This window comes from Bacteriovorax sp. Seq25_V (assembly GCF_000447795.1).
GTDB lineage: Bacteria > Bdellovibrionota > Bacteriovoracia > Bacteriovoracales > Bacteriovoracaceae > Halobacteriovorax_A.
The window spans coordinates 484,895-497,881 of the sequence record NZ_AUNI01000015.1; the positions used below are offsets into that span (position 1 = coordinate 484,895).

The following is a 12,987-nucleotide window of genomic DNA, read 5'->3' on the forward strand; positions in this document are numbered from 1 at the left end:
TGGTCAAATATTGTTTTGTCTTGAGCATATCTTACCAATATTTGATGAAAATCTTTAAGAGTATTAAAGTAATATAAATGGATTTTTTTTAAAAAAGGAAGGAACCTATGAACCCAACTAATCTTCAGTTAGTAGGGACAATTTTGTTTGCAATGGCAATTTTGCACACATTCTTAGTCTCTAAAATTCAACACCTCGCACACAAGTATCCAGAAGGATCAATGATGGAAAACTTACTTCACTTCTTAGGAGAAGTAGAAGCTGTTTTTGGAATTTGGTCAGCAATTTTTCTAGCTTACTATACGGCTACTCAAGGCCTAATGGTTCTAGATGAGCACCATAAAGTGATTGGCGGAGCTCTTAAGTACTTAGAGCAAGACCTGAACTTCACTGAGCCTGCATTTGTATTCGTTATTATGTGTATGGCCGGTACACGTCCAATCATTCTTTTCGCAGAGAAAATTATTTTAACGATTGCGAAAGTTATCCCTTTACCAGGAAAGATGGCTTTCTATGTTGCAACGATGGTCGTAGGACCGATTCTCGGTTCATTCATTACTGAGCCTGCTGCGATGACTGTTACAGCTTTAATCCTTTTAGATTATTTCTACAGTAACAAGATGTCTGATAAGTTTAAATATGCGACACTTGGACTTTTATTCGTGAGCATTTCAGTTGGTGGAACTCTAACACACTTTGCTGCTCCTCCAGTATTAATGGTTGCGAGTAAGTGGCACTGGGGAATGGGATTTATGATGGGGAACTTTGGTTATAAGGCAGTTGTCTCTATCTTAATTTCGACTCTTATTATTGCATTTATGTTTAGAAAAGAACTTGAAGGAAAGCTTGAAATTAAGCAAAAGCATGACAACTGGATGGTTCCAACTTGGTGGATGACTCTTATTCACTTAATCTTTATGGCACTAGTTGTTTATACAGCTCACCATATGGTTTTCTTCCTAGGTCTATTCTTATTCTTCCTAGGGTTTACAAGTGTAACAAGAGAGTATCAAGACGAAATTAAACTTAAGGAATCTCTACTTGTAGGTTTCTTCCTTGGTGGTTTAGTTGTTCTTGGTGGTCAACAAGCTTGGTGGTTACAACCAATTCTAACTCAACTAAGTGACCTAACTCTATTTATTGGAGCGGCTGGTCTTACTGCTATTACAGATAATGCAGCTCTAACATACTTAGGATCACTTGTTGAGCTAAGTGATGGGGCTAAGCATAGTCTTGTCGCTGGTGCTGTTGCCGGTGGTGGTTTAACTGTTATCGCTAACGCTCCAAACCCTGCTGGTTTTGGAATTCTAAAAGGCTCATTTGGAAAAGATGGAATTAGCCCTCTTGGACTACTGATGGGTGCAATTGGACCAACAATTCTAGTTATGATCTTAATGGAATTACTACCAAATTTAGTAGCTCATTAAAAAATAATGAGGGCCGCAGTAGCGGCCCTTTTTTTATCTGAATTTATCTAATTCTTTAAGTTTTTTTATTAAGAAGTCTGCATACTTTTTGTGAGCAATCTTATTTGGATGTCCATCGTTGAATACTTGTAAGTTTGAAAATAATAAGTTTGGATCAAGGTCACTATTTCGAAATTCCAGCTTGAAGTCATTATCTCTATTTTCCCAGTATTTGATATTGCGATTTTCTAACTCCTTAAGGAAAAAGGCTCTATCCTCTTCTCTTTCTATAAATGGAAATGGATAAAATTCTGAGACAATGAAATTTCCCTCTGGAAATTGTTGAAGATACTCTTTTTTTAGTACCTCTAAAGACGTGATGAGTTTTAATATTTTTTTCCTATTATCCATATTATCAAAGTGATAAATAAAGCGTAGGAAATAATATTCAAGCTTAATAGTTTTAAAAAACTTCAATAATAAATAGGAAAAGTTTCCGGACATTGTTTGGTCTTTTATAATTACATCACTATCTGTAACCTCGTAATCAACAATTGCATCGTGGTACCAACTTAGGATTGAGAAGTCCTTATTTACTCGTTTTATATGATCATCAAAGAGGGTGTAGATATAAACACTTCCCTTGGTCGAAGGGATCAATTTGTTAAAGTCATAAGATCGAAAATAGATAATTTGATTAATAGGACTTCCACCAGAAAAGCCGAAATTATAAATATTGTTGGATTCTAGCGAACTCGCTACCAGAGAGCTAAAAATGTCATTATATTCAACGGCTTCTCCAAAAGTATAAGAGCATCCTCCAAATATAATAGACGGACCATCCTTGGGATTAGTAAATTCGTTACTTTCATTAATATTGCTCTTGCTTGTTCTGAGCCCGAATTGGTTATAGTACAACTTTTGGTTTAGCACTTGCGTGCCATTAATATTTCTAACGAGGTTTAGGCTTTTCGCATAGTGAGAGAGTTCTCTTGCTACTGTTGGATTTATTTTGTGGTCTAAGTCTCTAAGCTTTTGAGTTTTTAAATTCTCTATCTCTGCGAGAGAATTTAAATTAAACAAAAATAAAATAATCAGTTTTAGATTAAACATTAGAATAAGCTATATATAAATGGAGAGTAGGGATTGCTAGGCCCTGCAATAATTAGTGCTGAAATCATCATAAAGAAAATGAGTAGTGGTAGAAGCCAATACTTTTTACGAGTTTTAAAATATCTAAATAATTTTGATAGCATACTATAAGATAATTGTTATAATAGAAGTATGTCAAATTCAAATGAAGAAATGTCAAAAAAAAATCAAGTAATTTTTGTTATCAATTTAATGATTATTTTCTCTATTTTAGGTTATTTTAAATATCAGTATTTTTATATTGTTGTTCTTCTTCTCTTTTTATCACTTTTTTTTGATTTACCAAGGCAAAGCGTTGTAAAAGTTTTTATCAAAATATCTAGCGGTATTAATTATATTATTTCTCCTCTTTTATTTTTTCTGTTTTTCTTCTTCGTTTTAACCCCATTTTCTATGCTTAGGAGAGTAGTTAGCAATGACTTAAAAAAATTCAAAAAATTAGAGACTGGAAATACGAGTAATTTTAGTGTGATCGCTTTGAACAACGAAGAAAAAGAATATCAGGAATATTGGTGAAAATAATAGGAATATCAGCTTACTATCATGATAGTGCCTGTGCCTTAATTGAGGATGGGAAAATTATTGCAGCTGCTCAAGAGGAACGATTTTCTCGAATTAGGCACGACTATTCGTTTCCAAAAAAATCGCTCGAGTTTTGTCTCGAATTCGGCTCTGTAAAAATTGAAGATATTGATGCTGTCGTTTTTTATGATAAGCCTTGGTTAAAATTTGAACGTATCGTTGAAACATATTACTCTCAAGTTCCTCGTGGGTTTGAGCTCTTTAAGCAAGGTCTTCCTATTTGGCTCAAAGAAAAGATTTTCCTAGAGAAACAAATTAGAAAATTTATCCCCTCGCAAGTTCCAATAAAATTTTCAAATCATCATTTGTCTCATGCCTCCAGTGCATTTTTTCCATCTCCATTTCAAAATGCATGTATTATCACAATGGATGGAGTGGGAGAGTGGGCCACTACAACAATTGGTGTCGGTTCGAATAATAAATTGAAACTCATCCAACAAATGGATTATCCACATTCTGTGGGATTGCTATACTCATCATTTACTCAATTTGCTGGATTTAAAGTAAACTCTGGAGAATATAAACTTATGGGGCTCGCTCCGTATGGAAACGTAAACTCCGATAGAGTTGTTAAGTTACTAGAGCTTTTTAATGAAATTTGTCATGTATATGATGATGGCAGCATTTGGCTTAATCCCGACTATTTTGAATATTCTCATAGTCTTAAAATGATTAATACTACTGTCTGGGAGGACTTGCTCCAGATAAAGTCACGTCCTCTTGAGTCCGAACTAACACAAGAAATATGTGACTTTGCTTTAGCTGCACAATTGTTTTTAGAAAAGATTGTTTTAAAAGTAGCTACTCATGCAAAAAAAATTACTGGCGAAGTTAATTTGTGTCTTGCTGGTGGTGTTGCATTGAATTGTGTTGCTAATGGTAAATTGATTAGAGAAAAAATATTTGATCAGGTTTGGATACAACCCGCAGCTGGAGACGCAGGAGGTGCCGTTGGATGTGCCTTGGGTTATTACTTTAGTTTGGGTCATGTTCGTGAAGTAATGGACACAGATGGTATGCAAAATGCTTACTTAGGTCCTGAGTATAACGATCAACAAATAAAGAATGAGTTAGAACGATTAAATATTAAATATCATGAATTTTCTGAAATTAATAAATACTGTGAAGCAGCAAGTGAGCTGATTATAAATGAGAATGTAATTGGTTGGTTTCAGGGACGAATGGAGTTTGGTCCAAGGGCCCTTGGTAATAGAAGTATTATCGCTACCGCATTGAGTGAAAGTATGCAGTCTCGTATTAATCTGAAAATAAAAAAGAGAGAGGGATTTAGACCTTTTGCACCAGTTGTGATGTATGAAGATATGCAAAAAATCTCAAGCTCTATTATCGACTCACCATATATGTTGATTACTGATCATATAAATGAGGATTTGTTAGTGGGAAATCCTGTAGATGTTGAAAAACTTTCTCTGAATGAAAAGAGAGCGCTGAAAAAATCTATCTTTCCCGCGATTACACATGTTGATAAATCTGCAAGGTTTCAATCTCTTAAAAAAGAGGTGAATGAGAAATTGCATCTCGTCTTGTCCAAAGTGAAGGAAAAGAAGAAGTGGGGAATATGTGTTAATACATCATTTAATGTTCGTGGTGAACCGATTGTTGAGAGTCCTCTCGATGCGATCTCATGCTTTTTTCATACAGATATGGATTGCCTTTGTATTGGTTCATTTATTGTCCATAAGTCAGAGCAGGATGAACAGGTTGTTAGTTACTTCTTAGAAAATTCTAAAAAATTTGAGCTGGATTAGATGGAAAAGAAGCATGATAAGTTATTTGTTTTTCTTCTTGTTGTACTTGGCTTCATTGCGAATTTCTTCACCGCTTTCTCATTGAAATGCTTGAGAGGTGATGGTCACTTTTGGTTAAGTAATATCTTGGCTGATCATCAGTTTCACCATGATCACCCGACAACTAGATTGATCATATATCTATACCAAGTCATTCCTGTTTTTGTCTTGAACTTCTTTTCTGAAGTCGTGCCTATTGAAGTTAGTTATTCATATGGTTTAAATTACTTTCTTATATCTCAATCCATTCTTTTATATTTTGTATGTAAATATTTGAAAGATAGAGACAGGTTTTATTTATTTGCAATATTATCATATTTTATCACATATATTGGGGTTGATTCTTATGCATGTGGCGTATCTAATCTATCTGTTTCTCTTGCATGGATTGTGTTAGAAAAAATAAAGTTTAGAAAGACGTCATATGATTTATTCTTGATTGCCGGTCTCTCGACACTACTAATCTTTACATATGATATGAGTTTTTTATTTTTACCTCTATTTCTTTGGGGTTTGTACAAGAGTGAAAAGTTCTCTGAAAAAGAAAAAAAGTATCTCGGTTTAATTCTCTTCTCGGTCTTGCTTTATATGATTTTTGCTTTGTTTTATACTACCACTTCATATAGAAAACATGTATCGGGCGGCTTTCAGAGCTTAAAAAATCTTCCTTTTTTTCTGTTTTTCCAATTCATCTTTTTTGCTTTGATCTGTAAGGTAAAAGAGAGAATCAAAAAAAAATATGTTTGCTGGATAGGTAGCTTAATTTTGTGTATTGGCTCTTATCTCATTTTGGAATTTATTTACAACGGTAGTATTGTGGTATTGGCCACTGCGAATTCGTATCATTTTCGAGTTTATAGTATTCCTGTGACTGTGTTTTTTATGTACTTGTATAATTCCGAGAAGCTTAAGATTTCTAAGATTTCTAAGGTTTGTATTGTTTTAATTGCTACTATTTTAGTCTTGGTGAGCGGTTTTAGTTCGATGAAGTACAATGATGGAATGAATCAGTTTCGAAAATTATTAACGAGTCAAGAAAAGCCGTGCATGATTTTTGATCAAGCTAATCTCGATCTCATATATGGTAATAATCAATGGAATGATTTATATAAAAGCTTGAATTTCTCAGGCACCAATAAAATTCTAAAAATAAGAGCATATCGTACAAACCTAAAGTCAGAAAGTTGTCTTTTGCAGTCGTATAGTCGGGAAATTTATAGAAACTCAAAGCTCGACTTAAGTCTTTTCAAAAAGCAATAATTGGTCATTTTTATTAGTAAATAGTACATATATCATTTATAATTTAGTTATGATGCCTGAAAAAAAAGTTAGAATATTTAATATAGAATATGAAGAAGATTTTATCGAAGAGTTTAAGTCTGGTGCCGAAAATATTCTAAAAAAAGCATTCTTGGGAAATGACCAATTCGTAAAAGATTTCGAAGATAAATTTGCACGCTATCAGGGAGCCTATCAGTCAGTTGCTGTAACATCAGGCACAGGAGCTCTTGAAGTAGCCTTGAAGGCTATAGGGGTTAAAGATAAATATGTCTTATTACCTACAAATACATTTATCGCAACAGCAATAGCAGTTGAGAATTCAGGTGGGATTCCAGTTCTTGTGGATGTTGAATCTAAATATTTTGGGATGAGTTATGTTGATTTACAGCAAAAATTGAAAGGTTTAAAAGATAAAGAGATTGCAGCTTGTATACTCGTCCATATTGGGAGTCATTGCGCTTATGACGTTGAGAAAATCGTCGACATCTGTAAGCAAAGAGGAATTGAATTAATAGAGGATTGCGCTCAAGGTTTAGGTGCAACTTTAAACTCGAAAAAAGTTGGTTCTTTTTCACGCTTTGGGTGCTTTAGCTTTTTTACAACAAAGGTGCTTGCCATGGGAGAAGGGGGAGCAATTACTTGTAATACAGAGGAAGATTACCAATTGTTAAAATCAGTTAGGCAATTTGGAATGAATCTTGAAAACAGCATCTCTCACATCAGGCAAGGAAGCAACTACAAGCTCTCTGAATTTAGTGCTCTTTTGGGAGTACTTGATTTAAATAGGCTGCCATTGAGGGTCAGGAGACGGCAAGAGATTGCGAGATTGTACCAGGATAATTTAAATTCTTATTTATATGAGTGCATAAAAGATTCTGGTGATTTCTGTGGGAGTTATTATAAACAGGTTGTTTTAAGTAAAGTGATTGATAGAGAGAAAGTTATTCTTCACTGCCAAAATAACGGAGTCGCTATAACCGGTGGAGTATATTACATCCCAATCCATCGACAGCCATACTTTGCAGACCGAATAATTGGAGACTTTCCTGTCGCAAATAACTTTAGCGCAGTTCATTTTTGTCCACCATGTTACCCTGAACTCTCAAATGAAGAAGTCTTGTACGTATGTGAAGTGTTAAACGGTATTTCTCATGATTAATCATTTTAAAGAATTATCCTACCTTGTTATAGAAGTAAATTCGTCATGTAATTTAAAATGTTTAAGTTGCAATAGAGAAGAGCTCGTTGCTTCAGGAAAGCGAGAACCAAAAGAAATAACTCCAGAGGAACTTGAGCAACTTTTATCTAAGTTTAAAGACTGTCGTATTGACACAATAAAATTGGAAGGTATTTCTGAACCAATGTTGCATCGTCGTTTCGACGAGTGCGCAAGAGTCGTAAAGAAAGTATTTCCATCTGCCTTTGTTATTATTGCGACTAATTTACAATATCAAATTGAGAGAACTACATTTAAAGAAACTCTTCGATATGTTGATATGGTATATCTTTCTATTGATGGTGTAGGAAAAATTTATGAAGATTTACGACCACCAGCAAAGTACAAGCGCTTATTGAGTTCGCTAGAATATATTAAAGATGTTATCCCAAGTGAGGACAAGAAGAAGTTATTTGTAAACTTTGTTTTAGGAGAAAATAATCTTCAGTGCCTAGATGACATATATGAACTTGTCGACAATTATGAGCTTGCAGGAGTGCGTATTAATTTAGCTCAGAATTGGTCAGAAGATCAAAAGAATAGTCTATCTTTAAAACTTGACGATATTTCTTCATTAAAAAAGTATGCCAAGGATGTCAAAGGCGTTGCTGGTTGGAAATATGAAAATTGCTTCTGGCCCTATGAGGGATTAGTCATTGATGTGTATGGAGATGTTAGGCAGTGTATAATAAACACGACACAAGAAGCTTTGTGTAATATTTATAAAGATGATGTCGAAGAATATTTTAATAGCAGCCTTCACTATAAAAAAACAAGAGAGCTCTTATGTAAAAATATAGCGGCTGATAATTGTAAAAATTGTGATTATTTTTATCTCGCTGGTATTCTTGAATCAATTATACCTCAAGAGTTAAGGATTCCCTCAAGAGAGTTTAAGAAATGAAGGAGTTATGTTCAGGATTATCTGGAGCTAAGCTTAGTTTCAAAAATACAGATAAAGAAATTGTTGTGAAAAAAATTGAAGGTGATTTTACTAAACTGAAGCAACAATACCTTTGGTTCGACAAATTTAAAGACATTGAGAAATTTCCACGTGTTTCGCAATGGGTTGAATCCTCTTCTTATGGGCAATACGAAATGCCCTTTTATTCTGAGCATATTAATTTTTCAGACTATATTCAGAGCAAACCTTTCGAAGAATCGAAAAATGTTCTTGAAAATATAATATCTTTCCTCGAGGATCGACTCCATCCAAAAACAATATCTTCTTCCTTTTGCATCGTAGAGTATATCGATGTAAAACTTAAGAACAAGGTGCTAGAAGCACAAAAAATATTAGATGCTGAAAAAAAAATCTTTGGCTATCTCAAATCTGATGAAGTCCGCGTAAATGATGTTTTGTATAAAAATATTGTTCCTATTCTTGATTTTTTTAAAACTAAAACTTTTGAAGAGAAGCTTTCACAAAGGCCATTTTGTGAGATTCATGGTGATCTAACAGCTGAGAATATAATCGTAAATGATAATGGTGACTTTATTTTACTAGATTGTAACCCTCTGTCTGGCTTTGACAATATCGTTGTGGAATATTCAAAATTATCACAATCTTTACACTCTGGTTATGAAAATTTTGATAAAGTTGAAACCGTCGAATTTGGTGATGACTTTATCAATTTCAACGTACCGACTTCAGATAAAACTAAAAGTATAAATTCATTTTTTGAAGAATACTTGAAAGAGCGGCTTACTATAGAAAAATGGGAATTGTACTTTCATGAGGCCATTCATTTAGCAAGATCTTTGCCCTATGCTGCTAAGAACAATAAAAGAAGATTCCATGTATTATACGGTAGAATGTTACAACTATTTAATCAGGTTATGAATGAATATTAAAAAAACAGTATTTATTCCTTGTTATAATTGCGAAAAGCAATTGGTTCGCTTATTTTCTGCTTTAGAGAAAACGGACCTGACACAATTTGAAGAAATTGTATTCATTGAAAATTGTAGTACTGACAATACACTAGCTCATTTGATGAGTTACAAAGATAGTTCATCACAAGCGATTAAAGTAATATCACATCAGAAGAATTATGGACTTGGGGGGAGTTTCAAGTCTGCAGTTAAGTATTGTCGTGAGAATAGTGTTGATTACTTATTTTGGTTTCATGGAGATTTTCAGGCAACAGTGGAAGATCTAAAAAAAATGTATGATCTTGTCGTTCTCCAGAACCCGGATTGTGTCTTTGGCTCTCGTTTTATGTCTCAAAGTGAACGATTCAATTACTCATCATTTAGATATATTGGAAATTTAGCTATAATGGCATTATATTCACTGTTTTTGTTCACTCCTATAAAAGAGTTGGGAAGTGGCTTGAATGCATATAAAGTTTCTAGTCTCTCTACAGATATAGAAGACTGGCCAAATCATATTGCTTTCGATGCTAACTTACTTTTTCTCTTTTATCGAAAGAAAACAATATGGATGCCTATCAACTGGATAAATATTGATCAAGTTTCTAATGCAAGAAATTTTAGAGTTGCAAAAGACCTTATAAAAATGCTGTTTTGTTATTTTTTTACTCGCAGATTAATGTATCTCAAAAATAGTGAAGAAAGACATTGTGAGGTTTTCTAGATGGCCTTAAATATCTATGTACTCGCTTCTGGACGGTCTAAAAGGCTTACTGTTAATAATTGTCCTAAGCCTTTTCTTCCCATCGGTGACGAACTTCTAATTGAACATTCTGTGAAGTCAAATACTCGTGGAATCGATTTTCCGTTTAAAATTAAGTTTGTAGTGAATGATAGAATTTCTGAGGATAAGAATTATTCAATTCTTAAAGAGAGATATCCGGATGCAAGTTTTATTAATATTGGGAAGGAAACACGTGGAGCTTTAGAGTCCTTGTATGCCGCAATGAAAATCGATTCTGACTTGGACTTGAAGGATGGGGTTGTTAGCTTAGACTGTGATCTAGGTATTGATGCCAGAGATTTCTGGACTGAAATAAAAAAATCATTAGGAAAACCAAGACTCTGTATTTTTGACTCAACGAATGATTCTTTCTCTTTTGTTCGTACTCAAAAAAATAATGTTTTAGAGATAAAAGAGAAAGTATGTATTTCTAATCAAGCTGTCGCCGGATTGTATTATTTAGGCAATTCTTTAGATCTTGTTGAGCGAATTCGTAAAATTATAGAAAGTGAGAATGAAACAGAGTTATATATTTCATTGTTATTTAATGAATATTTAAAAAATGGTGACCTTGTAGAATTTTCAGTCGGGGGGAATCATGAAAGCTTTGGTGTCCTTGATGAATATTTACAATATGTAGATAAAATTAAGGATATCTAACTTGAATATTTCAATCGTAATAGTGTCAAAAGATAGAGAGGAGCTTTTAAATAATTGCTTAATGTCTATTGATAAAAATTTTGCATCTCATAAAAAAAATGCAATTAATGTTGTAGAAGTTGTTGTTGGCTTTTCTTCTAGGCCAACGCAAATTAATTATCTTCCTCATGTGAGCCCGCTACTTAAAACTTTACAGTTTGCCGATGAGTACCCTGCTTATATAAGAAATAAGATTGTAGTTAATGTAATAGGAGATTATGTCCTCTTTCTTGATGATGATATTATTTTAAATGATGACTATTTAAATAACCTTGATCAAGTCTTTAAAGAAAATTCTTCTGAGATTGATGTTGTCGGTGGTCCTGATTGTGTTTATCTTAATAGTTCAAGACTAGAAAGGGCCGTTTCAGTTGCTCTACAGTCGCCATTAACAACTTTTAAGACAAGATATAGGCACAATTTATTAAAGTATTCTTCTGGTCATGAAAGTAATTTGACGCTCTGTAATTTATTGGTAAGAACTTCAATATGTCATCAAATAAACTTTGATGAAAGGTTATTAAGAAACGAAGAAAACGATTTTCTTAATAGGCTTACGATTCTTGGATACAGGATGTTACGCTCTGAGAATCTGTTTGTTTATCATAAGAGAAGAGACGGTCTATTAATTTTTAAACCAAGTTTTATCAGTGGTTATTACCGTTTTAGAATGTGTATGCTTAGAAAAGAAAATTTTGACTTCATCTATTTCATTCCATTACTTTGTCTCATTCTCGCTATTACTCTTTTTTTTACATATATCGATGTTCTAATGCTTTTGATGGGATTTTATTTTTTTCTAAACTTAGTTACTTCTTTTGTATATTCTCTTAAAAATAAGGAAGGACAACTCTTTCTTTGGGTAATATTTGCACAAGTTATGATCGTCTCTTCTTATTCCTTGGGTCAAATATATGCTCTTTGTCGAGTGGATTTATATGGAAAATAAAGTTTTGACAATTTTTGGGATTGATTTTCATATTAAAGCAAGTCCTGACATTATGAGACTGTTAACTTTTGACTTTAAAAACTTCAATAAAGTAGAAAACGAACTTTGTAAGAAAGCTATCTTTATCGAACAAACTAACAATCCTACGAAATACTCCTTTACTAGGTTGGTGTGGAAGAGTGAAAGATATAATATATTTGAATCAAAAAATCACAGACTTATTTCTTATGCAAATGGTGATGAAATTCTTGTTGATTTTAGTACAGATAAATTTGAAGTATATTCTGTTGACCATGTTTTTTTACACGAAATGATTTATCTCATCATTTTATCACGACTTGGTAAAATTCTAGATTTGATTGGCGTTCATAAAATTCATGGAATGAGCTGTGTATACGAAGATAACTTATATTCTTTTATAGGAGCAAGTAATGTTGGAAAGTCGACATTACTTTTAAACCTTTTAAGTAATTATAATATTAAAGTTTTTAGTGATGACCTTTTATTTCTTAATTCTAATTTAGTGTGTTATATCTTTCCCTTACGAGTAGGTATACCCAAGGACTATGATATTACTTCAATGGCATTTGATGGACTCTCTCAAGTTCTGCGCAGAAGGTTTGGATTGAAGGAACTTGCTGACCCTTCTAATTATCTCCCCGAAAAGCAAACGATGGCCTTGAAAGAATTATTTTTACTTAAGAAAGGTCATGGCTGTTCTGTTCGTAAATCAACATTTTTAGAAAAATTTTCGTATCTTATGAAGTACCTTTGTATAGGTTTTGATACTCCTATTATATTTGAAATATTTTGGCAGACTGGAATCTCTGATTTTTTTAGAAAGCTAAAAATTTTCTTATTAAGAATGAAGTTGATGATTTATATTTTTTCCAAGGTTGATTTTAAAACTATTGAATATGAAAATGAGGAGCAGTTAAAAGAAACCGCTACTAGATTAATGAATCTTAACAGCAATTAGTGGAAGATCCACAAGAGTCAGAACATCCTGATGTCGTAGCATAAGATGCATAAGCAGAAATTTTTCTCTTTTTCGTGTAATCGTCAGCTGTGTTTTGAGCAATATCTACATACTCAAAGCCATCATCAAAGTTAAATTCTTTTTTCAGGTCGACAGTCTCAACTTTACCAAGTCTCATCTTTTTCATTGCTTGAGCTAACTGCTTGAATTTATTTTTCATTAAATTTTCCTGTCTATTTGCTTACTGATCTATAAT

The 12,987-nt window shown here is 33.1% G+C and carries 14 protein-coding genes; 11 read left to right on the forward strand and 3 right to left on the reverse strand.

Annotation, left to right across the window (positions count from 1 at the left end):
- Nucleotides 1–107: 107 nt before the first annotated feature.
- On the forward strand, nucleotides 108–1,427 hold the full coding sequence (locus M900_RS10055) for a putative Na+/H+ antiporter (RefSeq protein ID WP_021274685.1): 1,320 nt from the start codon (nucleotides 108–110) through the stop codon (nucleotides 1,425–1,427).
- 33 nt (nucleotides 1,428–1,460) lie between these two features.
- Here M900_RS10055 and M900_RS10060 read toward each other — a convergent pair whose 3' ends face one another.
- Both M900_RS10060 and M900_RS18050 read right to left on the reverse strand, forming a co-directional pair.
- The gene (locus M900_RS10060; RefSeq protein ID WP_021274564.1) at nucleotides 1,461–2,519 is read right to left on the reverse strand and encodes a hypothetical protein; all 1,059 of its coding nucleotides are present in this window, start codon (nucleotides 2,517–2,519) and stop codon (nucleotides 1,461–1,463) included.
- Complete coding sequence (locus tag M900_RS18050) at nucleotides 2,519–2,662, reverse strand: DUF5989 family protein (protein ID WP_021274513.1); 144 nt, start codon at nucleotides 2,660–2,662, stop codon at nucleotides 2,519–2,521. Before M900_RS18050 ends, M900_RS10060 begins: the two co-directional genes overlap by 1 nt.
- A gap of 28 nt (nucleotides 2,663–2,690) precedes the next feature.
- On the opposite strand from M900_RS18050, the gene M900_RS10065 reads away from it, so the two are divergent.
- The 10 genes from M900_RS10065 to M900_RS10110 are packed head-to-tail and all read left to right on the forward strand — an operon-like array spanning nucleotide 2,691 to nucleotide 12,731.
- Entirely contained in the window at nucleotides 2,691–3,074 is a 384-nt protein-coding gene (locus tag M900_RS10065) for a hypothetical protein (RefSeq protein WP_021274768.1), read from the forward strand.
- On the forward strand, nucleotides 3,071–4,909 hold the full coding sequence (locus M900_RS10070; RefSeq protein ID WP_021274589.1) for a carbamoyltransferase N-terminal domain-containing protein: 1,839 nt from the start codon (nucleotides 3,071–3,073) through the stop codon (nucleotides 4,907–4,909). Before M900_RS10065 ends, M900_RS10070 begins: the two co-directional genes overlap by 4 nt.
- The gene (locus tag M900_RS10075) at nucleotides 4,910–6,208 is read left to right on the forward strand and encodes a hypothetical protein (protein WP_021274449.1); all 1,299 of its coding nucleotides are present in this window, start codon (nucleotides 4,910–4,912) and stop codon (nucleotides 6,206–6,208) included. It begins immediately after the preceding gene.
- Nucleotides 6,209–6,257: 49 nt separating this feature from the next.
- Complete coding sequence (locus tag M900_RS10080) at nucleotides 6,258–7,388, forward strand: DegT/DnrJ/EryC1/StrS aminotransferase family protein (protein WP_021274733.1); 1,131 nt, start codon at nucleotides 6,258–6,260, stop codon at nucleotides 7,386–7,388.
- Nucleotides 7,381–8,349: a radical SAM/SPASM domain-containing protein gene (locus M900_RS10085; protein ID WP_021274765.1), complete on the forward strand. Its 969-nt coding sequence runs from the start codon at nucleotides 7,381–7,383 to the stop codon at nucleotides 8,347–8,349. The genes M900_RS10080 and M900_RS10085 overlap by 8 nt, the downstream gene beginning before the upstream one ends.
- Nucleotides 8,346–9,299, forward strand: coding sequence for a hypothetical protein (locus tag M900_RS10090; protein WP_021274568.1), 954 nt, complete (start codon nucleotides 8,346–8,348; stop codon nucleotides 9,297–9,299). Before M900_RS10085 ends, M900_RS10090 begins: the two co-directional genes overlap by 4 nt.
- The gene (locus M900_RS10095; RefSeq protein WP_021274760.1) at nucleotides 9,289–10,044 is read left to right on the forward strand and encodes a glycosyltransferase family 2 protein; all 756 of its coding nucleotides are present in this window, start codon (nucleotides 9,289–9,291) and stop codon (nucleotides 10,042–10,044) included. Before M900_RS10090 ends, M900_RS10095 begins: the two co-directional genes overlap by 11 nt.
- Nucleotides 10,045–10,764 carry an NTP transferase domain-containing protein gene (locus M900_RS10100; protein WP_021274474.1) on the forward strand — a complete coding sequence of 240 codons (720 nt, stop codon included), beginning with the start codon at nucleotides 10,045–10,047 and terminating at the stop codon, nucleotides 10,762–10,764.
- A 1-nt stretch (nucleotide 10,765) separates the two neighbouring features.
- A complete protein-coding gene (locus tag M900_RS10105; RefSeq protein ID WP_021274372.1) occupies nucleotides 10,766–11,752 on the forward strand; it encodes a glycosyltransferase group 2 family protein in 987 nt (328 codons plus the stop codon).
- Complete coding sequence (locus M900_RS10110; RefSeq protein WP_034732237.1) at nucleotides 11,742–12,731, forward strand: hypothetical protein; 990 nt, start codon at nucleotides 11,742–11,744, stop codon at nucleotides 12,729–12,731. The genes M900_RS10105 and M900_RS10110 overlap by 11 nt, the downstream gene beginning before the upstream one ends.
- Here M900_RS10110 and M900_RS10115 read toward each other — a convergent pair.
- Nucleotides 12,718–12,951: a hypothetical protein gene (locus tag M900_RS10115; protein ID WP_021274384.1), complete on the reverse strand. Its 234-nt coding sequence runs from the start codon at nucleotides 12,949–12,951 to the stop codon at nucleotides 12,718–12,720. The genes M900_RS10110 and M900_RS10115 overlap by 14 nt on opposite strands.
- Nucleotides 12,952–12,987 lie beyond the last annotated feature (36 nt).

Coding starts and splice junctions, on each gene's coding strand:
- M900_RS10055 (WP_021274685.1), top strand. CDS start 108: ATGAACCCAACTAATCTTCAGTTAGTAGGGACAATTTTGTTTGCAATG.
- M900_RS10060 (WP_021274564.1), bottom strand. CDS start 2,519: ATGTTTAATCTAAAACTGATTATTTTATTTTTGTTTAATTTAAATTCT.
- M900_RS18050 (WP_021274513.1), bottom strand. CDS start 2,662: ATGCTATCAAAATTATTTAGATATTTTAAAACTCGTAAAAAGTATTGG.
- M900_RS10065 (WP_021274768.1), top strand. CDS start 2,691: ATGTCAAATTCAAATGAAGAAATGTCAAAAAAAAATCAAGTAATTTTT.
- M900_RS10075 (WP_021274449.1), top strand. CDS start 4,910: ATGGAAAAGAAGCATGATAAGTTATTTGTTTTTCTTCTTGTTGTACTT.
- M900_RS10080 (WP_021274733.1), top strand. CDS start 6,258: ATGATGCCTGAAAAAAAAGTTAGAATATTTAATATAGAATATGAAGAA.
- M900_RS10085 (WP_021274765.1), top strand. CDS start 7,381: ATGATTAATCATTTTAAAGAATTATCCTACCTTGTTATAGAAGTAAAT.
- M900_RS10090 (WP_021274568.1), top strand. CDS start 8,346: ATGAAGGAGTTATGTTCAGGATTATCTGGAGCTAAGCTTAGTTTCAAA.
- M900_RS10095 (WP_021274760.1), top strand. CDS start 9,289: ATGAATATTAAAAAAACAGTATTTATTCCTTGTTATAATTGCGAAAAG.
- M900_RS10100 (WP_021274474.1), top strand. CDS start 10,045: ATGGCCTTAAATATCTATGTACTCGCTTCTGGACGGTCTAAAAGGCTT.
- M900_RS10110 (WP_034732237.1), top strand. CDS start 11,742: ATGGAAAATAAAGTTTTGACAATTTTTGGGATTGATTTTCATATTAAA.
- M900_RS10115 (WP_021274384.1), bottom strand. CDS start 12,951: ATGAAAAATAAATTCAAGCAGTTAGCTCAAGCAATGAAAAAGATGAGA.